Genomic DNA, 25,217 nt, shown 5'->3' on the forward strand with positions numbered 1-25,217 from the left:
CGCTCAGCGCCCGAACTCGAAGCTCGCGCCGGGGATGGCGGCGAGCAGGTCGCGCGTGTACTCCTGCTGCGGGTTGGCGAAGACCTCGTCGGTCGTCGCCTTCTCGACGATCTGCCCCGAGCGCATCACGCAGACGTTGTCCGCGACCAGACGGACGACCGCCAGGTCGTGCGTGATGAACAAGTAGGTCAGGCCGAGTTCCGACTGCAGCTCGGTGAGGAGCTCCAGGATCTGGCCCTGCACGAGCACGTCGAGCGCGGAGACCGCCTCGTCGAGCACGATGACCTCGGGCTTGAGCGCGAGCGCCCGGGCGACGGCGATGCGCTGCCGCTGCCCGCCGGAGAGCTCGTTCGGGTAGCGGTTGACCATCGACGACGGCAGCGCGACCTGTTCGAGGAGCTCGCGCACCCGCTCACGCCGCGATGCCTTGTCGCCCACGCCGTGGGTGATCAGGGGCTCGGCGATCGTGTTCCCGACGTTGTACATCGGGTCGAGCGACCCGTACGGGTCCTGGAAGACGGGCTGCACGCGACGACGGAAGTCGAAGAGCTCCTTGCCCTTCAGCCCGCCGATGTCGGTGCCGTCGAACTGCACGGTGCCGCTCGTGATCGACTCGAGCTGCAGGACGAGCTTGGCGACGGTGGACTTGCCGGACCCGGACTCACCGACGAGCGCCGTGGTGGTGCCCTTCGGGATCGAGAACGACACGTCGTCGACGGCCTTCAGCTCGCGCGTGGCGAGGCTCTTCCCCCGCAGCTTGTAGATCTTCTGCAGGTTCCTGACGACGATGAGGTCCTCGGCCGGGCGGTGCTCACGCTGCTGGGCGCGGGCGATCAGCTCGGCGTCGTCGCTGCCGGCATCCGCGATGTCGATCGAGTGGTGCTCGACCTTCGACTGGATGCGACGGCTCGCCAGCGACGGCGCTGCCGCCACCAGACGCTGCGTGTACGGGTGTTGTGGGTTGCCGAGGATCTCCTTCGAGGGTCCCGCTTCGACGACCTGGCCCTTGTACATGACGACGAGCTTCTCGGCACGCTCGGCGGCGAGGCCGAGGTCGTGTGTGATGAAGAGCACGCTCGTGCCGTAGTCGCGGGTCAGGGTCTCGAGGTGGTCGAGGATGACGCGCTGGACGGTGACGTCGAGGGCGCTGGTCGGCTCGTCGGCGATGAGCAGCTTCGGGTGGCTCGACAGCCCGATGCCGATGAGCACGCGCTGGCGCATGCCGCCGGAGAACTCGTGCGGGTACTGCTTGAGACGGTTCGCGGCGTCGCCGAGGCCCGCTTCCTTCAGGACCTCGATCGCGCGCTCGCGGACGGCCTTCTTGCCGGTTGCCATGTTGTTCGCGCGGATCGCCTCTTCGACCTGGAACCCGATGGTCCACAGGGGGTTGAGGTTCGACATCGGGTCCTGCGGCACGTAGCCGATCTCGCTGCCGCGGATCTCGGACATCTCCTTGTCGGAGAGGCCGACGAGCTCACGACCGTTGAACTTGATCGACCCGCCCGTCACCTGCCCGGCGCCCGGGAGCAGCTTGATGATGGCCTGGGCGCTGGTCGACTTGCCGGAGCCCGACTCGCCGACGATCGCCAGGCGCTCGCCCTGCTCGAGGGTGAAGTCGACACCGCGGACGGCCTGCACGAAGCCGCTCTGGGTCTTGAAGCCGATCTCGAGTCCGGAGACCTCGAGCAGCGGTGCCGCGTCGGTGCCGGTGCGGCGGGCCGTGGGGTCGGTCAGTGTCTCGCTCATCGGCGGGCCCTCGCCTTCGGGTCGAGTGCGTCGCGGACCACGTCACCGAGGAGGAGGAACGCGAGCACGGTGATGGACAGGGCGAGCGACGGCCAGAAGATCGTCGACGGGTTCGTGCGCAGCGAGGCCTGGGCCGCGTTGATGTCGTAGCCCCAGCTGAGGGACGACGGCGGCAGACCGATGCCGAGGAACGACAGGGTCGACTCGGCGACGATGAACGTGCCGAGCGACACGGTCGCGACCACGATCACCGGGGCGATCGAGTTCGGGATGACGTGCCGCACGAGCGTGCGGAACCGGCTGACGCCGAGCGCCGCCGAGGCGGTGACGTAGTCCGCGTTCTTCGCCGACAGCACGGCACCGCGCATGATGCGGGCGATCTGCGGCCAGGCGAAGGCCGCCAGCACGAGCGCCACCGTCCAGGGGCTGCGCTGCGGGATCGTCGACATGATCACGATCGCGCCGAGGACGGTCGGGATCGAGAAGAAGATGTCGCCGATGCGGGAGACGACCGAGTCGAGCGCACCGCCGTAGAAGCCCGCGAGCGAGCCGATGACCACACCGACGACGACCACGAGGATCGTCGCGACGAGGCCCACCAGCAGCGAGTTCTGCGTGCCGTAGATGACGCGCGAGTACACGTCGCAGCCCTGGCGTGTGTAGCCCAGGATGTGCCCGGCACGGCCGCTCTCGCCGGAGTTGGCGAGGTTGCACGCCCGGGGGTCGGCGTGCGCGAACACGCCGGGCATCAGCGCGACGGCGATGATCAGGACGATCAGGACGCTCGACACCCAGAAGATCGGGCGGACGCGCATGGAGTCCCACGCGTCCGTCCAGAGGGAACGGGTCTTCTCGTCCTCGTTGACGTTGTCGATCGCCTGGAGCGGCGTCTCCTCGATCGGCGCGACGTAGTGCGTGGCCGATCGCGATTCCGTGTTACTTGGCATAGCGGATCCTCGGGTCCAGGACGGCGTACAGCAGGTCGACCAGGAGGTTGGCGAGCATGAAGATGATGACCATCACGGCGACGAAGGACACGACGGTGGGTCCCTGGCCGAGCTTGATGGCCTGGTACACAGTCCCGCCGACACCGTGGATGTTGAAGATGCCCTCGGTGACGATCGCTCCGACCATCAGGTTGCCGATGTCGATGCCGAGGTACGTCACGACCGGGATCAGCGAGTTCCGGAAGATGTGCACGCCGATGACCCGGCGACGCGGCAGGCCCTTCGCCGTGGCGGTGCGGACGAAGTCGGCACTCATGTTCTCGGCGACGCTGGCGCGGGTGAGCCGGACGATGTAGGCGAACGACCCCGTCGCGAGCACGATCGCGGGGAGCACGAGCTCCGACCACGGTGCCTCGCCGGAGACCGTCGCGCGGAACAGCGCCAACTTGATGCCGAGGCCGTACTGCAGGATGAAGCCGGTGACGAACACCGGGATCGAGATGAGGAGCAGGCTCACGACGAGCGCCGTGGCGTCGAAGAGCTTGCCCTTGCGCAGACCGGCGATGACGCCGACGACGATGCCGGCGACCGACTCGAACACCAGGGCGAGGATCGCCAGGCGTGCGGTGATCGGGAAGGCCTGAGCGAGCTGCTCGGTCACGGGGATGCCCGAGTAGGTCTGCCCGAGGTCGCCCCGGAAGAGGCCCCCGATCCAGAGCAGGTACTGCACGAAGAAGGGCTTGTCGAGGTTGTACTGCGCGCGGATCTGTTCGATCACCTGCGGCGACGGCTGGTGGTCGCCGAAGAGCGCGGCGATGGGGTCGCCCGGAAGGGAGAACACCATGTAGTAGATGAGGAACGTGGCACCGAAGAACACGGGGATCAGCTGCAGGAGGCGCTTCCCGAGGTACCAGAGCATCAGATCTCCGCCTGGGTCGGAGCGAGCATGTGGATCACAGTCATTTCGTCAGGGTGGACGGTCCGTGTGGTGACACGGGTGCCCGACGCGGGGGCGGCGCCCGCTGTGGTGGGGGAAGGTGTGCCGCCGCGGTACGGGGGTTCGGGAACCAGTGGCTCCCGAACCCCCGTCCGGTGGTGCTGCTGAGGCAGGATACCTGCACTCAGTGGGTTACTTCTTGACCTCGACGTCGTAGTACAGCGGCACCGAGTCCCAGCCGAACTTGACGTTCGACACGTTGTCAGCGGACCAGACACCGGTCACGTTCGAGTACCAGAGCGGGATCTCCGGCAGGTCCTTGAGCAGGAGCTCCTGGGCCTGGTCGAAGTACTTGTTGCCGGCCTCGACCGAGTCGGCCGACTGGCCCTGCTTGAGCAGGTCGTTGTACTCGCTGGAGTCGTAGCGCGAGTAGTTGTTCGACGAGCCCTCGCCCATGGTCGGGCCGAGGAAGTTGTACAGCGACGGGTAGTCGGCCTGCCAACCGGTGCGGCTGCCGCCCGTGAGCTTGTCGTTCGTCTGGACGTCCAGGGCTTCCTGGAACGTCGGGTACGCCTTGCCCTCGGCCTTGATGCCCAGCGTGTTCGCGATGCTGTTCGAGACCGCGGTCACCCATGCCTCGTGCCCGCCGTCGGCGTTGTACGAGATGGTGAGGGTGTCGTTGTACGGCGAGATCTTGTCGGCCTCGGCCCACAGCTTCTTCGCCTCGGACTTGTTGTAGTCGAGGACGTCGGAGCCGTCGAGGTTCTTCGACCAGCCGTCGATGACCGGCGAGGTGAAGTCGCTGGCCGGCGTGCGGGTGCCGTCGAAGATCTTCGAGGTGATCTGCTTGCGGTTGATCGACATCGAGACCGCCTCGCGACGGAGCTTGCCCTCTTCGCCCTTCCAGTGGTCGAGGTAGTAGGGCAGGTAGATCCCCTGGAAGATCGCGGCCGGCTGGTTCACGTTCGAGTCGGGGAAGTCCGACTTGTAGTTCGCGAACGCGCTGTCCGGGACGGCGTCGAGGATGTCGAGGTTGCCACCCTGTGCGTCGGAGTACGCGGTGTCCTGCGAGGTGTAGAACGTGATCGTCAGACCACCGTTCTTCGGCTTGCGCTTGCCCTCGTAGTCCTTGTTGGTGACGAGCTTGATGTCCGTGTTGTGCGTCCAGGCGTCCTTGCTGGCGAGCTTGTACGGACCATTGCCGATCGGGTCCTCACCGAATGCCTTGGGGTCGTCGTAGAACGACGACGGCAGCGGGACGAAGGCCGAGTAGCCGAGCGACAGCGGGAAGTCCGACTGCGCGGCCTTGAGCGTCACCGTGAACTCGGTGTCGCTCTTGACCTTGAGACCGGTGAGGTCCGAGTCCTTGTCGGCGTCGTAGCCCTCGATGTTCGCGAAGTAGTAGCTCGCGCCCTGGGCGTTCGACTTCTGCGCCGCCCAGTTCCACGCCTTCGTGAACGACTCGGCCGTGATCTTCTCACCGTTGGTGAAGGTCCAGCCGGAGTTCAGCGTGATGTCGAAGACCTTGGAGTCATCGGTGGTGATGCTCTTGGCGACCTCGTTGACCGGCTTGCCGTCGGCGTCGTAGGACCGGAGGCCCTCGAAGATCGAGTTGATGATCTTGCCACCACCGGTCTCGGTGGTGTTCGACGGGATGAGCGGGTTCTGGGGCTCGCTGCCGTTCGTGGTGACGATGCCGGAGGAGTTCGTCGAGCCGGAGCTCGAGTCGTTCCCGCTGCCGCCACCATTGCTGGAGCAGCCGGCCAGGGCGATTGCTGTGGCCCCGAGCACGGCGAGGGCTGCGAGCCCAGCGCGCTTCTTGATCAAGTGTTCCTCCTGGTGCATGGGACGCGCCAGGCACAGAGGTGTCGCCGGGCGCGTGTGACCTCTGCACTGTAGGCAAGGCGACCAGCACCCACCAAACCCTGGAACGATCGGTTACACACTGGTAACCAACTTGCAGGATCCTTGCGAATGCATGCAAGAACCGGGCGTTCCACGGCGCAACAAGCCGGATTGTTGCATCTGCATCATCATCGTTGCAGTTCGGAACAGGTCCTCGCAGTGTGCCACTCGGTGCGGGGTCGTGTCACGCCCCCGATGTCCGCGGTGCTGCGGGTGTCGCCCACGGTCCGCCATGAGCCTGCTGGACGATGCCTCGATGCAACAATCCACACCATCGCCGGAAGGACCGCTCCACTCCGGGATCGACATGGTGTAGGGGTCGGAGACAGCAGAACGGCCCGGGACCTGCGGTCTCCGAGCCGTTCTGCGGTGCGGTTGCGTGTGCCTACGCGAAGGCCTCGACCGGCGGGCAGGCGCACACCAGGTTGCGGTCGCCGTACGCCTGGTCGATGCGTCGCACCGGCGGCCAGTACTTGCGCTCCACGATGCCCGGCAGCGGGTACACGGCCTGTTCGCGCGTGTACGCGTGCGTCCACTCGCCCGAGATCACCGAGGCGGCGGTGTGCGGAGCCCCGACGAGCGGGTTGTCCTCCGCCGGCCACTCCCCGCGCTCGACGGCGGAGGCCTCGGCGCGGATCGCGAGCATCGCGTCGACGAACCGGTCGATCTCGGCCAGGTCCTCGCTCTCGGTCGGCTCGACCATGAGCGTCCCCGCGACCGGGAACGACATGGTCGGCGCGTGGAACCCGTAGTCGACCAGACGCTTCGCGACGTCGTCCACCGTGATCCCCGTGCTGTCGCGGAGTGGCCGCAGATCGAGGATGCACTCGTGCGCGACGAGCCCGGACTCGCCCGTGTAGAGCACCGGGAACGCGTCGCGCAGGCGTGCCGCGATGTAGTTCGCCCCGAGCACTGCTGCCTCGGTCGCGCGGGTCAGGCCCTCGAGCCCCATCATGCGGACGTACGCCCACGTGATCGGCAGGATGCTCGGGCTGCCGTACGGCGCCGCGCTCACCGGACCACCGGCGTGCGCCAGCCGGGCGTCGTCGGCTGACGACGACGTCGACCCCGGACGGCGGTCGGCCTGCTGCGCCATGGGGTGCGCGGGCAGGAACGGCGCGAGGTGCGCCTTGGCCGCGACGGGCCCGACGCCGGGTCCGCCGCCGCCGTGCGGGATGCAGAAGGTCTTGTGCAGGTTCAGGTGCGAGACGTCGCCGCCGAAGTCGCCGAAGCGCGCGTGCCCGAGCAGCGCGTTCAGGTTGGCGCCGTCGACGTAGACCTGGCCGCCGGCGTCGTGCACGGCATCGCAGATGGCGCGGATGTCGTGCTCGTACACGCCGTGGGTCGACGGGTAGGTGATCATCAGGGCGGCGAGCGTGTCGGCGTGCTCGGTCGTCTTGGCACTGAGGTCGGCGAGGTCGACGTTGCCGTTCTCGTCGCACGCGACGACGACCACGCGCATCCCGGCCAGCACGGCGGACGCGGCGTTGGTGCCGTGGGCGCTGGACGGGATCAGGCACACGGTGCGCTGCTCGTCACCGCGGGACCGGTGGAACCCGCGGATCGCCAGCAGCCCGGCCAGTTCGCCCTGGCTGCCCGCGTTCGGTTGCAGCGACACGGTGTCGTACCCGGTGACCTCGGCGAGCCAGGTCTCGAGGTCGCCGATCATGCCGAGGTAGCCGGTGACGTCCTCGGCGGGGGCGAACGGGTGCACGTTCGCGAACTCCGGCCACGTGACCGCGGCCATCTCGGTCGCCGCGTTGAGCTTCATGGTGCAGCTGCCGAGCGGGATCATGCCGCGGTCGAGCGCGTAGTCCTTGTCCGACAGGTGCTTCAGGTACCGCATCATCCGCGTCTCGCTGCGGTGTGCGCTGAAGACCGGGTGGGTCAGGTACTCGCTCTGACGCAGCAGCGCGGACGCCAGGCTCGGGGCGGCGTCCGCCACGGCCGTCTCGACCGCTCGCTGGTCGGGCTCCGCGCCGGCGAACACGCCCGTGAGCACGCGGAGGTCGTCGGGCGTGGTCGTCTCGTCGACGGACAGCTGGAACGTGTCCGCGTCGACCTGGTGCAGCAGGTACCCGGCGGCACGGGCGTCGTCGACGATGCCGGCCGCCCGCCCCTCGGCGCGCACGGTCAGCGTGTCGAAGTACTGCTCGTGCACGACGACCAGTCCGGCGCCGGTGACGGCCTCGGCGAGCGCCGTGGTGGTCCGGGCGACCCGGGAGGCGATGAAGCGCAGTCCCTCGGGGCCGTGGTAGACCGCGTACATCGAGGCCATCACGGCGAGCAGCACCTGCGCGGTGCAGATGTTGCTCGTCGCCTTCTCGCGACGGATGTGCTGTTCGCGCGTCTGCAGGCTGAGGCGGTACGCGAGCCCGCCGTCGGCGTCGAAGGACACCCCGACCAGGCGACCGGGCAGCTGGCGCTCGAGGCCCGCGCGCACGGCGAGGTACCCGGCGTGCGGGCCACCGAAGCCGAGCGGGACACCGAAGCGCTGGGAGGTACCGACGGCGACGTCCGCGCCGAGGTCGCCCGGCGAGGCCAGGAGCGTCATCGCGAGCAGGTCGGCCGCGACGACGGCGATCCCGCCGCCGGCGTGCACGCGCTCGATCACGGACGACGGGTCCACGATCCGCCCGGACGATCCCGGGTACTGCACGATGACGCCGAAGGCGCCGTCGAGCTGGTCGTCGCTCGGCCCGGACGCGGCGTCGAACGCGCGCAGGGTGATCCCCACGGCGTCGGCACGGTGGTCGAGCAGGGCGCGGGTCTGCGGCAGCAGGTCGGCGTCGACCAGGAACGCGTCGCCCTTGACCTTGGACGCACGACGGGCGAGCAGCATGCCCTCGACCACGGCCGTGCCCTCGTCGAGCATGGACGCACCCGCGGTCGCCATGCCGGTCAGGTCGGCGACCATCGTCTGGAAGTTGATGAGCGCTTCGAGGCGCCCCTGCGAGATCTCGGGCTGGTACGGCGTGTAGGCCGTGTACCAGCTCGGGTTCTCGAGCACGTTGCGCTGGATCACGGCGGGCGTGTGCGTGCCGTGGTACCCCAGGCCGATCATCGCGCGACGGACGGTGTTCTGCGACGCCATCGCGCGGAGTTCGGCGAGCGCCTCGGTCTCGCCGACCGCGGTCGGGATGGTCGAGGAGGCGACGGGTTCGGCGTGGATCGACGCCGGGATCGCCGCACGGACGAGCTCGTCGAGGGACTGCCGACCGATGGTCTGGAGCATGGTGCGCTGGTCGGCCGGGGTGGTGCCGATGTGCCGGTCGGCGAAGGTGGTCTGCAGGTTCACGTCGTGGTCCGTGGCCGCGTGGGTGCTCCGCAGGTCGGTCATGCGACGAACGCCCGGTACGCGTCGTGGTCCATCAGGTCGCCGGGGAAGTCGGTTCCCTCGACCTTGATCTTCACGAGCCAGCCGGCCCCGAAGGGGTCCTGGTTGACGGTGTCGGGGGTGTCCACCACGGCGTCGTTGATCGCGACGACTTCGCCCTCGATCGGCGCGAAGAGCTCGCCGACGCTCTTGGTGGACTCGATCTCGCCGAGCTGGTCGCCGGCGGTGGCCGCCGTGCCCACGGCCGGGAGCTCGACGTAGACGACGTCGCCGAGCTGCTCGGCGGCGTGGTCCGTGATGCCGACGGTGACGACGTCGCCCTCGACGAGCAGCCACTCGTGGTCCTTGGTGTACTGCAGTGCGGTCTGGTCGGTCATGACCTCAGCCTTTCGATGCGCGGCGGTAGAAGGGGAACGCGGAGACCGTGGCGGGGATGGCCGTGCCGCGGACGTCGATGTGGAGGAGTTGTCCCTCGGCGGCAGCGGACGGCGCGACGAACGCCATCGCGACCGGGTGGCCGAGGGTCGGTGACAGTGCGCCGGACGTGACCGTGCCGACGACCGTGCCGTCGTGCAGGACCGGGTAGCCGGCGCGTGCAGCGCGGCGCCCCTCCATCACGAGGCCGACGAGCACGGGTGCGTCGTCCGGCGGCTGCACGCCGGACGACCCGACGAACTCACCGGTGGTGGCGACCACCCGGCCGAGCCCGGCCTGGGCGGGGCGGGTCGTCGTCGTGAGTTCGTGCCCGTACAGCGGCATGCCCGCCTCGAGCCGCAGGGTGTCCCGCGCGGCGAGCCCGGCGGGCACGACCCCGCGCGTGGCACCCGTCTCGAGCAGGGCGTCCCAGATCGCGGGGGCGACGTCCGGGGCGCTGTAGATCTCGAAGCCGTCCTCGCCGGTGTACCCGGTGCGGGCGACGAGGACCTCGGACCCGTCGAACATCGCGTGCAGCACCCGGTAGTAGCGCAGGTCGTCGAGCGGGGTCTCCGGCTGCAGGCGGTCCTGGACGACGAGGTCGTCGAGCGTGCCCGCGGCGGCCGGCCCCTGGATCGCGACGAGGGCCGTGGTGTCCGAGTCGTCGGACACGGCGACGTCGAAGCCCTCGGCACGGGCCTGGAGCGCCGACACCGCCACGTCGCGGTTGGCGGCGTTGGCGACGACCAGGTACGAGTCGTCGTCGATCCGGTACACCACCAGGTCGTCGAGGATGCCGCCGTCCTCGCCGAGCAGCAGCGAGTACTTGGCCCGACCGACGGTCATCGCGCCGAACGACCCGGCGAGCGCGTGGTCGAGGAACGGGACGGCCTGGGCACCGGTCACGCCGATCTCGGCCATGTGCGAGAGGTCGAACACGCCGGCGGCCTGTCGCACGGCGTGGTGCTCGGCGAGGTCGGAGGAGTAGCGCACGGGCATGCGGTGACCGGCGAAGTCGGTGAACGCGGCACCGGCGGCTTCGTGTGCCGCCTCGAGCGGGGACGAGCGGAGGGATGTGGACATGGCGGAGTTCTCCTGGCGGGCAGGGCCCGACGACCGTCGTCGGACGTGAACTCCCCCTCTGTCATGGGCCTGAGAGTTTCACCGCGGCCCGTGAGGTCCGGCGGCTTTCACCGTGGGCGAGACACCGGAGCGCCCGACGGGGGCACCGTGTCTGCTTTTCAGAGTGGCCTGTCCGCTGCGGTGTTGGACCTGAGAGATTGGCGGGGAGGTTGCTCCTTCGGTGCCGGACGCACCGACGAGCGGTGGCGGACGGCGTCTCCCGCGGCGGGTGATCGGCCTCGATGTTCTGTTGCACCTGGAGTCTACCGAGGTCGCGTTTCCGGCATGTGACGGATCTCGGCGAGGACGCACGGGTCCCGGGCCTTCGACATCTCGTAGAGTGACCTCCGTGGCAGGACAACGGCAGCGCCCCCGCGGGCAGCTCGAACAGGCGGTGCTCGACGCGCTCTGGTCGGCGGACGGCGGGCTCACCGCGCGCCAGGTCCTCGACGCCTTCCCGGAGCCCCGCCCGGCGCTCACGACGGTGCTGACCGTCCTCGACCGTCTCGGCCGCAAGGGCACCGTCGAACGCGAGCAGCACGCCGACGCCCCGCTGACGTTCCGCGCCACGCACTCGCGTGAGGAACAGACCGCGTCGCTCATGTCGAACGCCCTCGCCGCGTCGTCCGACCGCGAGGCAGCGCTCCTGCAGTTCACGGGTTCGCTGGCGTCCGACGACCTGCAGGCACTGCGCCGCGCGCTCGACGCCCGCGCCCGCTCCTGACGGCTCGACGACGGGAGCGGACAGCGTGGTGGTCACCGGGATCGTCCTGGTCGTCCTCGCGCTGGTCGTCGTCGTGGTGGCGCCGCGCGTCCTGACCCGGTCCGCGTGGACGATCGACCGTCCGCGGACGGCGCTGGTCGCCTGGTCGCTCGCGGTCCTGCTCGGCGCGGTCGGCTTCGTGGTGGGCGTGGGGTTCGTCGCGTTGGCCGACCGTCCCCTCACCGACCCGTTCGCGATCGGCGACTCCCCCACGCACGGCCTGAACGTCGGCGTCGCGGTGCTCGCGGTCATCGCGTTCGTGATCGCCGTCCGGGTCCGGCCCGGCTCCGAGCACCGGGCCGTCCGGGACGCGATGCGTTCCGGCAGCGCGCCGCACCGCGAGATCGACGGCACGCTGGTGGCGGTCGTCGAGGCCGACCACGCACTCGCCTGTGCCGTTCCCGGACGCAGCGGCGGGGTGCTCGTCAGCTCCGGTCTGGCAGACCGGTTGCGCACCGACGAACTGGAGGCCGTGGTCGCCCACGAACGCGCGCACCTGCGACAGCACCACACGGCCGTCGTTGCCGTCGCCGAGTCCATCGAGCGTGCGGTCCCGTGGATCCCGGGCGCGCGCGCCATGGCGCGTTCGACCCGCGTGCTCGTCGAGTTCGCGGCCGACGACGCGGCCGCACGCCGCGTCGGACGGGACGCGGTGCGGCGAGCCGTGCTGGCGGCGGACGCGACGAGTGCGCTCGCGGTGATCCGGGCCTCCCGGCTGTCGGCCGACTGAGCCCACGGGTGGGGTGGGTACACGTGTCGGAGCCGAGGCATATGGTGTTGTCACCGTGAAGCCACTGACCGAAGCAGACATCCGTTCGTCGTTCGTGAACGCCAGCCCGGACGAACTCGCCCAGCTCCCGATCCCCGGACTGCACGAGATGCTCTGGGACGACCGCGAGTTCCTCGGCTGGCGCGACCCGCAGGCGGCCCGGCGCGGCTACATCGTGTCCTGGATCGACGACCGCGCCGTCGGCATCGTGGTCCGCTCAGCCGGCGGCTCCCTGCGACCGGGCATCGCCGCGATGTGCTCGTTCTGCCACTCCCCGCAGCCGGCCACGCAGGTGCGCCTGTTCTCGGCGCCACGCGCTGGTGAGTCCGGGCGGAACGGCAACACGATCGGCACGTACATCTGCGAGGACCTCGGCTGCCCGCTCCTGATCCGCACCGCCCCTCCGCACCTGAACCCGCCGGCGACGATCGCCATGCGCGGGACGGCGCTGCTGCAGCGGGTGCAGAACTTCACGGCCGACATCATGAAGTCGGCGTGACCGGACGCTTCGCGACCGCACGCTGGGTCGTCGTCGAGGACCTCGGCGAGGGCCGCTGGCGCATGGCCGTCACCGACGAGGCGGACGACGAGCTCGGCTCGTTCGGCCTGGGCGTCGAGGGACCGTGGGACCCCGACGTCGAGCCCCACGTGACGTTCGTGCTCACCCAGGTCGGTCTGGCGCTGCGCGGGTCGCGGCCGTGGCGGGACGACGAGCTCGGTGCGCACCGGGCGCCGGTGCTGCCGCTCCGCTGAGGTCAGTCCGCCCCGGCGATGAACGCGCGCAGGACCGGGCGGTCGTCGTCCTCGCGGGTCGCCCAGCACAGCTCGCTCTCGTGCGTGCCGGTCAACGGCAGCAGCACCACGGTGTCCGGAGCCGCGAGCGTCGCACTCGCCGGCGCCACCGTGACCCCGAGACCCACCCCGACCAGGTGCAGGACGGTCGCCCAGGTCGTCGCCTCCTGCACGACCACGGGTCGCCGTCCGCCGGACAGCACCGGTGCGAGGTTCCGCTCGGTCGCCAGCGCCCCGGCCTCGGCGGGGAAGAACACGAACGGGTCGTCGACGAGCTCGCTGCCGGCGATCGACGGTCGGTCGGCGAAGCGGTGACCCCGTGGGACCGCCGCGACGAACCGCTCACTGCGGAACGGCGTGAGCCGCACACCGTCCGTCGGGTCGGGGTCGCGCACGACCGCCAGGTCGAGCTCCCCGCGGACGACCCGGGCGAGCAGCCGCGACGTGTAGCCCTCGGTGAGCTCGACGCGGACGAGCGGGTGGCGCTCCCGGAAGCGCTGCACGCGCTCGATCGGGCCGAGCGGCAGCGCGGAGACGACGAACCCGACGTCGAGCCGCCCGACCTCGCCGCGACCGACCCGTACCGCCTCGTCGAGGTCACGCTCGGCCTGGGCCAGCAGCGAGCGCGCCCGCCCCTGCAGCACCCGGCCGGCGGGCGTCAGGGCGACACTGCGGGACGTCCGGACGAACAGGTCGACCCCGAGGGCCCGCTCCGTGCGTCGGATCTGCTGCGAGAGCGCGGGCTGCGCCGTGTGCAGTCGCTCGGCCGCGCGCCCGAAGTGCAGCGCGTCGGCGACGGCCAGGAACGCGCGGAGCTGCCGGAGGTCCACGTCGGGATGATCCATGCACGCAGCGTATCGATGAGCGTGAACGAGTATTGGACGTGACTCCCCCGCCACCACAGGATGGAGGCATGCCCGACACCGCCTCCGTCACCATCGCCGACCTCGCCTCCCCCGCCGACGCCGAGGCGTTCCGCACGCTCAACGAGACGTGGATCTCCCGCTTCTTCACGCTCGAGGACGAGGACCGCAAGCTCCTCGGCGACCCGGTCGGGCAGATCGTGGACCGGGGCGGGGCGGTGTTCGTCGCGCGCCTCGGTGACGCCGTCGTCGGCTGTGTCGGCATCGCACCCGAGGGTGACGGGGTCTTCGAGCTGGTGAAGATGGCCGTCGCGCCGGACCACCAGGGGCACGGCACCGGACGACGTCTGATCCGCGCCGCCGTCGACCGCGCACGGGAACTCGGTGCGCACCGGGTCACGCTGGAGACGAACGCCACGTTGGCCAGCGCCGTGCACCTGTACGAGACGTCGGGCTTCCGGCACCTCGGCCCCGAGGAACGGCACCCCAGCCCCTACGTGCGGGCCGACGTCGCGATGGTGCTCGACCTCTGACCGACGGTTCCCCGCTACGATCGCGGCATGGCGACGCACGAGGTCCAGGCCGTCCGCGAACAGGGCATGTGGCAGGTGTTCATCGACGGGTTCCTGGTGACCGAGGTCCCGCGGTGGTCGTCCGTCGCCTTCGTCGCCCGCGAATGGGTCGCGATGACCGAGGAACTGCCGTCCAGCGAGGTTCACGTGCACGTCCGCGTGGTCGGCAGGAACCACTACATCGACGGCTGACCCGTCAGGCCGTGTGCCAGACGAGGGCCTCCTGCGCCCCCGACGGGTAGGCGGCGGCGATCCGCAGCACCGCCTCGCGCAGGGTGTCCGGCGAACACGCCAGGTTGATCCGCGCGAAGCCACGCCCCTCGGTGCCGAAGGGCATGCCCGAGTTCAGGGCGACGTACGCGTGCTCACGGAGCTGCACGGCCGGGTCGTCCCCCAGCCCGAGCCCGCGGAAGTCCAGCCACGCCAGGTACCCGGCCCGCGGCCTGGCGTAGACCACCCCGGGCAGGTGCTCGGCGAGCAGCTTCGCGAGCAGCCGGTCGTTCGCCACGATCCGGTCGATGACGTCGTCGAGCCACTCGACCGCCAGCGAGAACGCCGCCAGGTTGGCGTGCAGCCCGAGGATGCTCGTCCGACAGGCGACCTCGTCCCACAGGGTGTCGAGGAGCTCGGCGGTGCGGGCATCACCGGCGACGATCACCGAGCACTTGACCCCGGCGAGGTTCCAGCCCTTGCTCGCCGACGTCACGCAGACGCTGCGCGCGCCGAGCGGCTCGGCGATCGCGGCGAACGGGGTGAACTGCACACCGGGGTGCGTCAGCGGCGCGTGGATCTCGTCCGAGACGACCAGCACGTCGTACCGCGCCGCGAGCACTGCCAGCGCCTCGAGGTCGGCGCGGTCGTGCACGAGCCCGATCGGGTTGTGCGGGTTGCAGAGCAGGAACACGCGCACCCCGTCGGCGAACACCCGCTCCAGGCCGGCGAGGTCGAGCCGGTAGACGCCCCACCGCTCGGTGAGGGGGACCTCCTCCACCTGACATCGGGCCTCGTCGATCAGCTCGAAGAACGGCGGGTACACCGGCGGCGTGATCGCGACCCGCCCGCCGTCCGGCAGCGCGAGTCGGAGCGTCTCGACGATCCCCACGCTGACGTCGGTCGCCAGGTGCACGCGCGCCGGGTCGAGCTCCCAGCCCCACCGGTCGGCGGCGAACCGGGCGAACGCCGGCGCGAGTGGACCCGGCCCGTCCAGGTACCCGAGGTCCGACTGCTGCACCCGCTCCACCAGCGCCTGTCGGATCTCGGGCGCCACCTCGTGGTCCATCTCGGCGACGAACAGGGGCAGCACGTCCGGCGCGTAGCGCGTCCACTTGATGCTGGTGCGGACCCCACGGAGCGTGCCGACCGGGTCCTGCTCGTCGCGCGCCATGCGTCCCAGGATGCACCGGAATGGAGGCCCGGTGCGAGTCCGCACGTCATCTCGCGTCGTCTCCGGACCAGCTGGGGCGAGCGACACGACCCCGGCATACTGTCGATGCCATGAGCACCAGCACCGCCGACAAGGCGTCAGCCCTCAAGGACCTGCACGAAGCCCCCGAGATCCTGCGTGTCGTGAACGTCTGGGACGCGATCAGCGCCAAGACCGTCGCAGCCCTGCCCGAGACCCGCGCGATCGCCACCGCCGGACACTCCATCGCCGCGTCGTACGGGTACGAGGACGGCGGCATGTCCCTCGACCTGGCGCTGCAGGGCGCGCGGGTCGTGGCCGAGGCCGTCGACCTGCCCGTCACCGCCGACCTCGACGACGGGTACGAGGACCCGGCCGAGACCATCCGCCGCGCGATCGGCTTCGGCATCGTCGGCGCGAACGTCGAGGACCGCCTGCGGCCCTTCGACGAGGCCGTCGCCCGTGTCGCCGCCATCATGGAGGCAGCAGAACAGGAAGGCGTCGCGTTCCAGCTCAACGCCCGCACGGACGCCATCGCGCGGGGCGGCGACCGTCCGCTCGACGAGAGCATCGCCGACGCGATCGCCCGCGGCAAGGCCTTCCTCGACGCGGGTGCCCCGCTCGTGTTCGTCCCGGGAGCGATCCAGCGCGACGTCGTGGAACGGCTCGTCGAGGGTCTCGGTCGCGGCAAGCTCAGCGTCATCGGTCTCCCCGGAGCCCTTCCCGCCGCCGAGTACCAGGAGCTCGGCGTCGCCCGCATCTCCTACGGCCCGCTCACGCAGCGCGTCGCGCTGCGTGCGCTGCGTGACCTGGCCACCGACCTCTACGGCGGTGGCGTCGTGCCGGAGGACACCCCGGCCCTGAACTGACGTCCGAGACGGACGGGAGGCCCGTGGCGACATCGCCACGGGCCTCCCGTCTGCCGTCCTCCGGACCTGTCCTGGACTCCGGCCCGGCTTTCATGTACTGTTCTTCCTTGGTGCATTGCAGCGAACCCATCTGACTCGCGCACACCGAACCGTCCCGGCCCGATTCACCCGAGTCGCATTCCCACGGGACCACCGCTCCGCCGCACGTCCACTCGTTGGGCCAGGCCGAGCAGCACGTCGATCTCCGACGTGCACACCACCGCAACAGCGACTGATGTGACTGAGACGTCCACCGGACCGCACCGCGGCAGGACAGCAGACCAGGAAGAACAGCACCATGACCAGCAACGAACGCATCACCATCTCCGGGACCGCCACGTCGGCTCCCGTCATCACCCCCGACCGCATCGCGGAGTTCCCCGTCCGCGACGACCGCACCCAGCGCGAGTTCCTCGTGCGCGTGCCCGTCGACACGCTCGACGTCTTCGTCACCCCCGGCACCCGTGTCGCGGTGGACGGCGAGGCCGGCTGGACCGTCCCCGGGCGGCCCTGGCTCGGCGAGTCGAGCCGCACCCTGCTGCAGGCGGTCACCATCCGCCGCTCGGAGCTCGCGCTCGCAGCCTGACCCGGCGAGCCGTCCTCGCACTGCGAGACGCCGCTGCACACACGAGACGCCGCCCGGCTGGGCGGCGTCTCGTCGTTCGTGCGGCGTCTCGTCGTGCGAGTGGCCCGCGCCTGGTCAGGGGCCGTCGGCGCCGGCGAACGGCGTGCGACCGTCGGCGTTGAGCGGGCGATCCGGTCCCGCCAGCGCAGCAGCGTCACGGAGCCGCCGGATGAACTGCGGGTCCTCGATGTCGAGCTCGTCGTCGGGCGCCGGCGTCAGCACGAGTTCGCTCGCCGGTCCGACCAGCACCGTCGCTGTCTCGACCGATCCGTCCGAACCCACCGTCGGGACGTGGACCGTGTCCGTCTTCCCGTTCGCACCGAGCACAGCCGCATAGTCAGCGAGCGCTTCGGCGATGCGGTCACCCGTCATGATGACGCTGCCGTCGTAGTTGATGTACTTCACGTTCCACCTCCGCCGTTGACGCTAGAGATCGTCGATGCGTGCACCCCCAGGGGCGGCGTTCCGTGGCTGAGGGCGCGCAGGTATAGTCGAGGGCTATGGGAGGTGCCCGTGCTGCTCGACCGGTCGAATGAGCTCATCCGCGCTGCCCGCGAAGACGTCGGCATGTCCCAGACGGAACTCGCGCGCGCAGCCGGCATGCAACAACCGACGATCTCGGCCTACGAGAGCGGCCGCAAGCAGCCTCGCGCCGAGTCCTTGGCCCGCGTCCTGGCCGCTGCTCGGATGCGGCCGAGCATCCCGCTCGCGCTCCGTGCAGACGCCATCCGGGCCGCTGCTGACGACTTCCACCTGTCGAACGTCCGGGTGTTCGGGTCAGCCGTCCGCGGCGAGGACACCGAGCACAGTGACATCGATCTGCTGGTGACGGTCGGCGCCGACGCATCGTTGTTCGACCTCGGCGGTTTCGCGGACGCCGTCGAACAGATGACGGGCTTCGCGGTGGACCTGCTGACGGACGACCAGGTACAGGACGACCACTTCGCCCATGTGCTCGAGCAGGCGGTGCCGCTGTGAGGCAGTGCCGTGGAGCGTGAGTCGTTCACCCCGAGGCCCCGTGTCGACCCGACGGCGAAGGACGGTGGTGTCGATCGTTGGCCGGCGCTCGAGTCTGGCCTGCTCGACCTGCTCTCGGAGTGCTCGCAGATCGTCGAACTCGGTCGCGATGCATTCGGACAGCCTCGCAGCCTGACGTACCGTGCAGCCGAAGCGGTCGTCATCCACTTCGACGACCTGCTCGGGCGGCTCCCCGCAGACCGCATCGCTCGGCTGCCGTCCGACCTGTCGCTGGCGGCCGTCCGTCGGACCCGGAACATCCTGTCGCACGACTACCGCGCAGCCCGGAAGGACATCGTGTGGGACGTCATCGAGCAGCGGATCCCGCAGGTGATCGTCACACTGATCGGCTGACCGGCGTCTCCGCGCAGATCTCGGACCACACCGCGTCGAGCGAGAGTCCGAGCACCCCGGCGATGGCGGCGATCGTCGGGAAGGCCGGTGTGGCGACCCGCCCCGTCTCGATCTTGCGGAGGGTCTCCGGGGAGACGCCGGCCTGCAGCGCGATCGCGAGCATCGACCGCTTGCCTCGTGCGCGGCGGAGCAGTGCGCCGAGTCGCTGCCCGCGTTCGAGGTCGGTAGGGGTGAGTGGGAGACGGACCATGGTGCCGACAACAATACCGGTACAGTTGTCGGCATGATCGAGATCTTCGCCCCATCCGAACTCCCCCGTGCTCGTGCGGTCGGCGCCCTCGTGGGACACATCCTGCACACGGTGCAAGGACGCGTCCGGGTCGGGACGAACCTGCTCGAGATCGACGCGTGGACGAAGGCGATGATCCTCGATGCCGGTGCCGAGTCCTGCTACGTCGACTACGCACCGTCCTTCGGCCGAGGGCCGTTCGCGCACTACATCTGCACCTCGGTCAACGACGCGGTGCTGCACGGGCTCCCTCGCGACCAGGTGCTGCGCGACGGCGACCTGCTGACGCTCGACCTGGCCGTCTCGCTCGACGGCGTCGTCGCGGACTCCGCGGTGAGCTTCGTCGTCGGCGCCGGTGCCGACCCGTCCGATCTGGCGATGATCGAGACGACCGAGCGCGCCCTCGCCGCCGGCATCGCCGCCGCGGTGCCCGGTGCGAAGATCGGCGATCTGTCCCACGCGATCGGGTCGGTGCTGCACGACGCCGGCTACCCGATCAACCTGCAGTTCGGCGGACACGGGGTCGGCTCCACGATGCACGGCGACCCGCACATCGCGAACGACGGCCGAGCCGGGCGCGGCTACACGCTCCGGCCGGGACTGCTGCTGGCACTGGAGCCCTGGGTCATGGCCGACACCGACGAGCTCGTCACCGACGACGACGGATGGACGCTCCGGAGCGCCACGGGGGCACGCACCGCGCACAGCGAGCACACCATCGCGATCACCGAGGACGGCGCCGAGATCCTGACGCTCCGGGGCTGACGCTGTGGGGCTAGTACTGGCCCTTGACGACGAAGTACGACCCGCGGATCTCCCCCGCCAGCTTCGACCGCTGCCGGGCGAACTTGAACGAGCTGAGCTCCTCGGGGACCTCCATCCCCATCGAGAGCTTGAAGCCGACCGCGCGCTTGCCGCCGTCCTCGATCGCGTACATCACGTTGATGGCCAGGCCGGACTCGTAGAAGACGTACGCCGTGCGCAGGCCGCCGACCTCGAAAGCCGACACCTCGAGCGCGGGCGACCCGATCACGATGTCCCGCTCGTCCTTGAGCACCTTCTCGATGTACGCGAGCACGTCTGGGGCTTCGTCAACCGTGCTGGTGACGAACACGTGGTCGTACTTGTTCTTGTAGTACCGGGCCTCGTTCGCGCGGAGGCCGGCGAGGGCATCGGCGACCGGCGAGGTCTCGAGGCCCGTGGTGGAGACGTCGACGAAGTCCACGGTGTACGTCATGGCGTCACCGTACCGCTGCGGACGGCAGTTGCAGATGCGCGGTGACGAATCCGGTCCGCGGAAGCCGAGCGCAGCGAACCGGATTCGTCAGAACGCAGAACGAACTTCCGTAGGGGACGACGGAGCGGTCTCCGGCTCCTGACACCGGGACGGCCCTCGTTGTTGCAGCGGAACTCCACCGAGTTCCGACCATCCGAAGCATGACCTTTGCATGTCCATGCGAAGCAGAGACACCTGGGCCGACCAGCATGAGTTGCCGCGGAACCCCAGAGGTGGTGAACGGTGGTGAGAAGCCTCACTCCGCGGACCAGAGCTCCTCGGCCTCGAGGACCAGATCGATCAGTTGACGCAGGAGACCACCCAAGGTCGTCGACCTCAACAGGGTGTAATTGTCGTAATCACCCAGCGGGGCGATCGCCGCCAGTTGCCAGACGGCTGCGACTGGATCGTCCGACAGCTCGATGTCGTCATCCGACTGGGCCCCCGCGGCGCGAACGATCAAGCGGCGGACAGCTGCTTCGGCCTGGTCCCGCAGGGGTGCGAGCGTCTCGGACCATTCGAGATCCGGCAGGATCGAAAGCTCGGCCCGCGGGAACGGATCCTCGTCGACCCAACGTTCGACCGTGAACCGCCGGGTCCCCAGGCCGACGATGAACAGGTCGTCGGCGCCCGCGGCGGCGCTCACGAGACGCGCCATCGTCCCGACCGAGGCGCGCTGGTCGCCACCCCCGGCTTCTGATCCGCGCTCGATGAGGACGACGCCGAACTCGGGTTCATCCTCGTCGAGCAAGCGGCCGACCAGCGTGAGATACCGAGGCTCGAAGATCCGCAGCTGGATGGGCACGAATGGGAACAGCACTGATCCCAGCGGGAACATCGGTGAGACGGCCATAACCCAGTGAAGCACCGCGGACAAAAAGTTCACAGGTGCACAGAGAGCGCTCGTGCACACCGCGAAGAACGCCTAGTTGTTGAAGCGGAACTCCACGACGTCGCCGTCCTGCATGACGTAGTCCTTGCCCTCGATGCGGGCCTTGCCGGCGGAGCGGGCCTCGGCGATGGAGCCCGTCTCGATGAGGTCCTCGTACGAGATGACCTCGGCCTTGATGAAGCCCTTCTCGAAGTCGGTGTGGATCACGCCGGCAGCCTGGGGGGCCTTCCATCCCTTGCCGATCGTCCAGGCCCGCGACTCCTTGGGCCCGGCGGTCAGGTAGGTCTGCAGCCCGAGGGTGTCGAAGCCGATGCGGGCGAGCTGGTCGAGCCCCGACTCGGTCTGGCCGGTGGACTCGAGCAGCTCGGCGGCGTCGGCCGGGTCGAGGTCGATGAGCTCGGACTCGACCTGGGCGTCGAGGAACACGGCCTGAGCCGGGGCGACGAGCGCGGAGAGCTCGTCCTTGCGGGACTGGTCGGTCAGGATCGCCTCGTCCACGTTGAACACGAAGATGAAGGGCTTGGCGCTGAGCAGCCCGAGCTCCTTGATCGGATCAAGGTCGATCGTGGTGGCGGACAGCAGCGTGCCCTGCTCGAGCGCGGCGCGGGCTTCCTTCGCCGTCTCGAGGACGATCGGCTCGGCCTGCTTGAGCTTGAGCATCTTCTCGTAGCGCGGGAGCGCCTTGTCGATGGTCTCGATGTCAGCCAGGATCAGCTCGGTGTTGATGACCTCGAGGTCGTCCTTCGGAGAGACCTTGTTCGCGACGTGCACGACGTCGTCGTCGGCGAAGCCACGGACCACCTGGGCGATGGCGTCGGCCTCGCGGATGTTGGCCAGGAACTTGTTGCCCAGGCCCTCGCCCTCGCTGGCGCCCTTGACGATGCCGGCGATGTCGACGAACGACACCGGCGCGGGCACCGTCTTGTCGGAGTGGAACAGCTCGGCCAGGCGGTCGAGCCGCGCGTCCGGCAGGTTCACCACGCCGACGTTCGGCTCGATGGTGGCGAACGGGTAGTTCGCCGCCAGGACCTGGTTCTTGGTGAGGGCGTTGAACAGGGTCGACTTGCCGACGTTCGGGAGACCGACGATTCCGATGGTGAGAGCCACGGAAGAAGAGCCTACCGGCGGCTGCCCGCCGGAGCCGACCCGGGCCTCCAGTCCGTCCGGAACCGCGCTGCTGGCACACCGGTCCGCGCCCGACGTGCCAGCCTGGTCGCGGGGACGAACAGACGGAGGACGGTCATGTGGTTCGAACGCGACGGGCTGGGGGTCCACTCGGTGGGACTCGACGCACGCGAGCAACGGCGGTACTTCGCGCCGGAGACGGTGACGGCGCTGGAGTCGCTGCCGCCGCGGGAGCTCGAGGCGCTGCACGACGCGCTGGCCGAACTCGAGGCCGACGTCCTGGTGGAGTACGACCCGGACGACGCGGCGATCGACCACGCGGCGGAGGACCGCTGGCGGGCAGCGACCCCGCCGGCCGAGATGGCGTTCCCCGCGGTGACGGACGACTTCGCCCCGGCGTTCACGGAGCACGTGCAGCAGCTTGATCCGCGGTGGCGTCTGGACGCAGCGGCGGTGGCGTTCGAGCTGGTGGGGACGATCCTCGACCCGTGGTGGGCGGCGCAACGGGCACGGCGGGCGGCGACCTGGCGGACGACAGCCCGCCGTCGACGTGGGACGCGACGAGCCCGACGACGCTGACCGACCGGCCGCCTGACGCAACGCCGCAGTCGGTTCGAGCGATGTCGGAACCCCGTGCGACCATCGGAACGTGTCACTGGACTTCACCGCGATCGACTTCGAGACCGCCAACAGCTCGCCCGCAAGCGCCTGTTCCGTCGGCCTCGTCAAGGTCCGGTCGGGTCGGGTCGTCGAGCGGGCGTCGTGGTTCATCCGGCCGCCGTTCGGGCACGACGCCTTCCTCGAGTGGAACACACGCATCCACGGCATCGTCGCCGAGGACGTCGTCCGCGCCAAGACCTGGGAGCAGCAGTACCCGGACATCGTCGCCTTCGCCGCCGGTGACGTGCTGGTCGCGCACAACGCCCGGTTCGACATGGGCGTGATCGCGGGCGGGTGTTCGGCAACGGGCATCGAGCTCGGCGAGCACCACTCCCTGTGCTCGCTGCAGGTCGCGCGCAAGACCTACACGCTCGACTCCTACCGGCTGCCGGTCGCCGCGATGGCCGCCGGTTTCGAGGGGTTCCAGCACCACGACGCCGCCGCTGACGCCGAGGCCTGCGCCGCCATCGTCGTGCACGCCGCCGGTCGGCACGACGCCGACACCGTCGAAGCACTCGGCGCAGCCACCCGTGTGACGATCGACCCCGTGCGGGTGCGGGCCGAGAAGCCCCGTCCGGCGAACCAGGTGCGGCTGTCGAACCGCCCGATGATCTTCGCCGACTGACCCTCCCGCTGCGGACGCGCCGCCGCTACCCTCGGCCCATGGCCGAGACCAGCACGATCACCCGCGAGACCGTCATCGCCGCTCGCCCGGCGGAGATCGCGCCGTACCTGGCGGACTTCCACCGCTGGGTGCAGTGGTCTCCGTGGGAAGGCCAGGATCCGGCGCTGCAGCGCACGTACAGCGGCACACCCGGTGCGGTCGGGTCGTCCTACGCCTGGAAGGGGAACCGGAAAGCCGGCGCCGGCACCATGGAACTCACACGGACCGCTCCCACCGAGGTCGACGTCGACCTGCGGTTCACGGCCCCGTTCCGCTCGACCAGCGCTGCCGCCTTCCGACTGCACGAGGTCGACAGCGGCACCCGGGTGGTCTGGACGACGACGAGCCCGACGAACCTGATGTCCCGGGTCATGGGAGTCTTCATCGACATGGACAAGCTCCTCGGGGGCGACTTCGACCGGGGACTCGCGAAGCTCAAGGCCGCCGTCGAGCACTGACGGGTGCAGCACCCGGCCACGCCGGGGCCCGGTGGTATTGTCACGACAATGTCCGCGGCGCCGGTGCCGCGTGCTCCCGTCTGCACCACGCACTCCCTGAAGGACCGCGATGACCAACGAAGGCCAGCTGCCGTCCGACCTGTTCATGGACCTGGACCGGTCGGGTCCGATGCCCCTGTACTTCCAGGTCGCCTCGCGCATCGAGGAGTCGATCCGCTCCGGCGCGATGCCCCCCGGCGCGCGGCTCGAGAACGAGATCGCCCTCGGGGAGCGCCTCGGCCTGTCGCGCCCCACGATCCGTCGGGCGATCCAGGACCTCGTCGACAAGGGACTGCTGGTGCGCCGTCGGGGCATCGGCACGCAGGTCGTCCACGGTCCGGTCACGCGCAAGGTCGAGCTCACGAGCCTGTACGACGACCTGGCGCAGGGGTCCCAGCAGCCCGCGACGAAGCTCCTGACCCGTGACGACGTGCCCGCGTCGGACATCGTCGCCGAGGCCCTCGGCGTCGATCCCGGCACGCTCGTCGCGCACATCCGCCGCGTGCGCTTCGCCGAGGACGTCCCGATGGCGATCCTCGAGAACTACCTGCCACCGGAGTTCCTCGAGATCACCGACGAGGACCTGCAGACGCACGGGCTGTACCAACTGCTGCGCGGCCGGGGCGTCACGATGCGCGTGGCCAAGCAGCGGATCGGTGCCCGCGCGGTCACTGGCGACGAGGCCGGCCTGCTCGAGATCGAGGACGGCGACCCCGTCCTGACGATGAGCCGCACCGCGTACGACGCCTCGGGTCGAGCGGTCGAGTACGGCGTGCACTGCTACCGCCCCGACCGGTACTCGTTCGAGGTCACCCTCGTCGACAAGTGAACCGGCAGCGGCCGGCTCGGGCCGCCGTCACGCCGAGGCGGGTACCCCGAGCTCGCCGGTGACGTACTGCGCCCGACCGAACCCGAACGACCAGTCCTGGGGACCGTTCTCGACGTAGCCGATGAACACGTCCTCGGAGACGACCCCGACCGCGGCCAGACGATCGTGGATCGCCCGGTACAGCTGCTGCTTGGCGTCGTCGCTGCGCCCGCGCTGCGTGAAGACCTGGATCATGACGACGCCCTCGGTGCGCTCGAACCCGAGTCCGGCGTCCTCGGCGATGATCTGCTGGGCCGGGTGCTCCGTGATGACCTGGAACCGGTCGCGGGGCGGGATGCCGTACACGTCGACGATGGCCGTGTGGATCGCGTCGGCGATCCCGCGGACGGCTTCGGGGGTACGGCCGGTGGTCAGGTCGATGCGGACGAGCGGCATGGTGCCTCCTGCGGTTCGGGTCTTTGTCCTGACAAAGTACCACGATCCGGTGCCCCGGCTGGTCCGACGACGGACGG

General features: G+C 69.8%; 30 protein-coding genes and 1 riboswitch. Of the genes, 15 read left to right on the forward strand and 15 right to left on the reverse strand.

Annotated elements, in window-relative coordinates:
* Positions 1 to 3 precede the first annotated feature (3 nt).
* From ASG04_RS08045 to gcvT, 7 genes are all read right to left on the reverse strand, one after another.
* Positions 4 to 1,746: a dipeptide ABC transporter ATP-binding protein gene (locus ASG04_RS08045; RefSeq protein WP_056122243.1), complete on the reverse strand. Its 1,743-nt coding sequence runs from the start codon at positions 1,744 to 1,746 to the stop codon at positions 4 to 6.
* The gene (locus ASG04_RS08050) at positions 1,743 to 2,693 is read right to left on the reverse strand and encodes an ABC transporter permease (protein WP_056122246.1); all 951 of its coding nucleotides are present in this window, start codon (positions 2,691 to 2,693) and stop codon (positions 1,743 to 1,745) included. Before ASG04_RS08050 ends, ASG04_RS08045 begins: the two co-directional genes overlap by 4 nt.
* Positions 2,683 to 3,612 (reverse strand): ABC transporter permease, encoded by a 930-nt coding sequence (locus tag ASG04_RS08055; RefSeq protein ID WP_056122248.1) that lies wholly within the window; start codon positions 3,610 to 3,612, stop codon positions 2,683 to 2,685. Before ASG04_RS08055 ends, ASG04_RS08050 begins: the two co-directional genes overlap by 11 nt.
* Before the next feature lie 210 nt (positions 3,613 to 3,822).
* Positions 3,823 to 5,457, reverse strand: coding sequence for a peptide ABC transporter substrate-binding protein (locus ASG04_RS08060; protein WP_056122250.1), 1,635 nt, complete (start codon positions 5,455 to 5,457; stop codon positions 3,823 to 3,825).
* A 463-nt stretch (positions 5,458 to 5,920) separates the two neighbouring features.
* Entirely contained in the window at positions 5,921 to 8,875 is a 2,955-nt protein-coding gene (gcvP, locus tag ASG04_RS08065; RefSeq protein ID WP_056122252.1) for an aminomethyl-transferring glycine dehydrogenase, read from the reverse strand.
* Complete coding sequence (gene gcvH / locus ASG04_RS08070; protein WP_056122254.1) at positions 8,872 to 9,249, reverse strand: glycine cleavage system protein GcvH; 378 nt, start codon at positions 9,247 to 9,249, stop codon at positions 8,872 to 8,874. Before gcvH ends, gcvP begins: the two co-directional genes overlap by 4 nt.
* A gap of 4 nt (positions 9,250 to 9,253) precedes the next feature.
* A complete protein-coding gene (gene gcvT / locus ASG04_RS08075) occupies positions 9,254 to 10,369 on the reverse strand; it encodes a glycine cleavage system aminomethyltransferase GcvT (RefSeq protein ID WP_056122257.1) in 1,116 nt (371 codons plus the stop codon).
* Positions 10,370 to 10,537: 168 nt separating this feature from the next.
* Positions 10,538 to 10,641: riboswitch (glycine riboswitch) on the reverse strand.
* 116 nt (positions 10,642 to 10,757) lie between these two features.
* Here gcvT and ASG04_RS08080 point away from each other — a divergent pair.
* The 4 genes from ASG04_RS08080 to ASG04_RS08095 are packed head-to-tail and all read left to right on the forward strand — an operon-like array spanning position 10,758 to position 12,693.
* Complete coding sequence (locus tag ASG04_RS08080) at positions 10,758 to 11,132, forward strand: BlaI/MecI/CopY family transcriptional regulator (RefSeq protein ID WP_056123839.1); 375 nt, start codon at positions 10,758 to 10,760, stop codon at positions 11,130 to 11,132.
* 25 nt (positions 11,133 to 11,157) lie between these two features.
* Positions 11,158 to 11,901, forward strand: coding sequence for a M56 family metallopeptidase (locus ASG04_RS08085; protein WP_162241705.1), 744 nt, complete (start codon positions 11,158 to 11,160; stop codon positions 11,899 to 11,901).
* A 55-nt stretch (positions 11,902 to 11,956) separates the two neighbouring features.
* Complete coding sequence (locus ASG04_RS08090; RefSeq protein WP_056122264.1) at positions 11,957 to 12,439, forward strand: FBP domain-containing protein; 483 nt, start codon at positions 11,957 to 11,959, stop codon at positions 12,437 to 12,439.
* On the forward strand, positions 12,436 to 12,693 hold the full coding sequence (locus tag ASG04_RS08095; RefSeq protein ID WP_056122267.1) for a hypothetical protein: 258 nt from the start codon (positions 12,436 to 12,438) through the stop codon (positions 12,691 to 12,693). Before ASG04_RS08090 ends, ASG04_RS08095 begins: the two co-directional genes overlap by 4 nt.
* Before the next feature lie 2 nt (positions 12,694 to 12,695).
* Here ASG04_RS08095 and ASG04_RS08100 read toward each other — a convergent pair whose 3' ends face one another.
* Positions 12,696 to 13,577: a LysR substrate-binding domain-containing protein gene (locus ASG04_RS08100; protein ID WP_056122269.1), complete on the reverse strand. Its 882-nt coding sequence runs from the start codon at positions 13,575 to 13,577 to the stop codon at positions 12,696 to 12,698.
* A gap of 68 nt (positions 13,578 to 13,645) precedes the next feature.
* Here ASG04_RS08100 and ASG04_RS08105 point away from each other — a divergent pair, with 68 nt between their 5' ends.
* Entirely contained in the window at positions 13,646 to 14,128 is a 483-nt protein-coding gene (locus ASG04_RS08105; protein ID WP_056122272.1) for a GNAT family N-acetyltransferase, read from the forward strand.
* 27 nt (positions 14,129 to 14,155) lie between these two features.
* Positions 14,156 to 14,359, forward strand: a complete 204-nt coding sequence (locus tag ASG04_RS08110) for a hypothetical protein (protein ID WP_056122275.1) — start codon at positions 14,156 to 14,158, stop codon at positions 14,357 to 14,359.
* Positions 14,360 to 14,363: 4 nt separating this feature from the next.
* On the opposite strand, the gene ASG04_RS08115 is transcribed toward ASG04_RS08110, so the two are convergent.
* Positions 14,364 to 15,551 carry a MalY/PatB family protein gene (locus ASG04_RS08115; protein WP_056122277.1) on the reverse strand — a complete coding sequence of 396 codons (1,188 nt, stop codon included), beginning with the start codon at positions 15,549 to 15,551 and terminating at the stop codon, positions 14,364 to 14,366.
* A 110-nt stretch (positions 15,552 to 15,661) separates the two neighbouring features.
* Between ASG04_RS08115 and ASG04_RS08120 the strand changes: the two genes are divergently transcribed.
* Positions 15,662 to 16,438 (forward strand): isocitrate lyase/PEP mutase family protein, encoded by a 777-nt coding sequence (locus ASG04_RS08120; protein ID WP_056122279.1) that lies wholly within the window; start codon positions 15,662 to 15,664, stop codon positions 16,436 to 16,438.
* Between the two features lie 337 nt (positions 16,439 to 16,775).
* Entirely contained in the window at positions 16,776 to 17,063 is a 288-nt protein-coding gene (locus ASG04_RS08125; protein WP_056122284.1) for a hypothetical protein, read from the forward strand.
* Between the two features lie 114 nt (positions 17,064 to 17,177).
* Here the strand turns inward: ASG04_RS08125 and ASG04_RS08130 are convergent, their stop codons facing one another.
* The gene (locus ASG04_RS08130) at positions 17,178 to 17,507 is read right to left on the reverse strand and encodes a hypothetical protein (RefSeq protein ID WP_056122287.1); all 330 of its coding nucleotides are present in this window, start codon (positions 17,505 to 17,507) and stop codon (positions 17,178 to 17,180) included.
* Between the two features lie 108 nt (positions 17,508 to 17,615).
* On the opposite strand from ASG04_RS08130, the gene ASG04_RS08135 reads away from it, so the two are divergent.
* The gene (locus ASG04_RS08135) at positions 17,616 to 18,080 is read left to right on the forward strand and encodes a helix-turn-helix domain-containing protein (RefSeq protein ID WP_082518019.1); all 465 of its coding nucleotides are present in this window, start codon (positions 17,616 to 17,618) and stop codon (positions 18,078 to 18,080) included.
* A gap of 9 nt (positions 18,081 to 18,089) precedes the next feature.
* A complete protein-coding gene (locus tag ASG04_RS08140; protein ID WP_056122290.1) occupies positions 18,090 to 18,473 on the forward strand; it encodes a HepT-like ribonuclease domain-containing protein in 384 nt (127 codons plus the stop codon).
* On the opposite strand, the gene ASG04_RS08145 is transcribed toward ASG04_RS08140, so the two are convergent.
* Positions 18,457 to 18,723 carry a helix-turn-helix domain-containing protein gene (locus ASG04_RS08145; protein WP_056122292.1) on the reverse strand — a complete coding sequence of 89 codons (267 nt, stop codon included), beginning with the start codon at positions 18,721 to 18,723 and terminating at the stop codon, positions 18,457 to 18,459. The genes ASG04_RS08140 and ASG04_RS08145 overlap by 17 nt on opposite strands.
* 33 nt (positions 18,724 to 18,756) lie before the next feature.
* On the opposite strand from ASG04_RS08145, the gene map reads away from it, so the two are divergent.
* Positions 18,757 to 19,527: a type I methionyl aminopeptidase gene (gene map / locus ASG04_RS08150; protein WP_056122295.1), complete on the forward strand. Its 771-nt coding sequence runs from the start codon at positions 18,757 to 18,759 to the stop codon at positions 19,525 to 19,527.
* A gap of 10 nt (positions 19,528 to 19,537) precedes the next feature.
* Here map and ASG04_RS08155 read toward each other — a convergent pair whose 3' ends face one another.
* The 3 genes from ASG04_RS08155 to ychF form a co-directional block, all read right to left on the reverse strand.
* Positions 19,538 to 19,999, reverse strand: a complete 462-nt coding sequence (locus ASG04_RS08155; RefSeq protein WP_056122298.1) for a hypothetical protein — start codon at positions 19,997 to 19,999, stop codon at positions 19,538 to 19,540.
* A gap of 295 nt (positions 20,000 to 20,294) precedes the next feature.
* On the reverse strand, positions 20,295 to 20,891 hold the full coding sequence (locus ASG04_RS08160; protein WP_056123845.1) for an LON peptidase substrate-binding domain-containing protein: 597 nt from the start codon (positions 20,889 to 20,891) through the stop codon (positions 20,295 to 20,297).
* A 72-nt stretch (positions 20,892 to 20,963) separates the two neighbouring features.
* Positions 20,964 to 22,037: a redox-regulated ATPase YchF gene (gene ychF / locus ASG04_RS08165; RefSeq protein WP_056122301.1), complete on the reverse strand. Its 1,074-nt coding sequence runs from the start codon at positions 22,035 to 22,037 to the stop codon at positions 20,964 to 20,966.
* Between the two features lie 135 nt (positions 22,038 to 22,172).
* Here ychF and ASG04_RS08170 point away from each other — a divergent pair, with 135 nt between their 5' ends.
* The 4 genes from ASG04_RS08170 to ASG04_RS08185 all read left to right on the forward strand — a co-directional run bounded on the left by ASG04_RS08170 (position 22,173) and on the right by ASG04_RS08185 (position 24,705).
* On the forward strand, positions 22,173 to 22,634 hold the full coding sequence (locus tag ASG04_RS08170) for a hypothetical protein (protein ID WP_056122304.1): 462 nt from the start codon (positions 22,173 to 22,175) through the stop codon (positions 22,632 to 22,634).
* A gap of 70 nt (positions 22,635 to 22,704) precedes the next feature.
* Positions 22,705 to 23,340: an exonuclease domain-containing protein gene (locus ASG04_RS08175; protein ID WP_056122307.1), complete on the forward strand. Its 636-nt coding sequence runs from the start codon at positions 22,705 to 22,707 to the stop codon at positions 23,338 to 23,340.
* Between the two features lie 38 nt (positions 23,341 to 23,378).
* Positions 23,379 to 23,837 carry an SRPBCC family protein gene (locus ASG04_RS08180; RefSeq protein WP_056122310.1) on the forward strand — a complete coding sequence of 153 codons (459 nt, stop codon included), beginning with the start codon at positions 23,379 to 23,381 and terminating at the stop codon, positions 23,835 to 23,837.
* Between the two features lie 109 nt (positions 23,838 to 23,946).
* Positions 23,947 to 24,705, forward strand: coding sequence for a GntR family transcriptional regulator (locus ASG04_RS08185; RefSeq protein WP_056122312.1), 759 nt, complete (start codon positions 23,947 to 23,949; stop codon positions 24,703 to 24,705).
* 27 nt (positions 24,706 to 24,732) lie between these two features.
* On the opposite strand, the gene ASG04_RS08190 is transcribed toward ASG04_RS08185, so the two are convergent.
* Positions 24,733 to 25,140 (reverse strand): tautomerase family protein, encoded by a 408-nt coding sequence (locus ASG04_RS08190; protein ID WP_056122315.1) that lies wholly within the window; start codon positions 25,138 to 25,140, stop codon positions 24,733 to 24,735.
* Between the last annotated feature and the right edge of the window lie 77 nt (positions 25,141 to 25,217).

Source organism: Curtobacterium sp. Leaf183 (genome assembly GCF_001424385.1).
Classification (GTDB): domain Bacteria; phylum Actinomycetota; class Actinomycetes; order Actinomycetales; family Microbacteriaceae; genus Curtobacterium.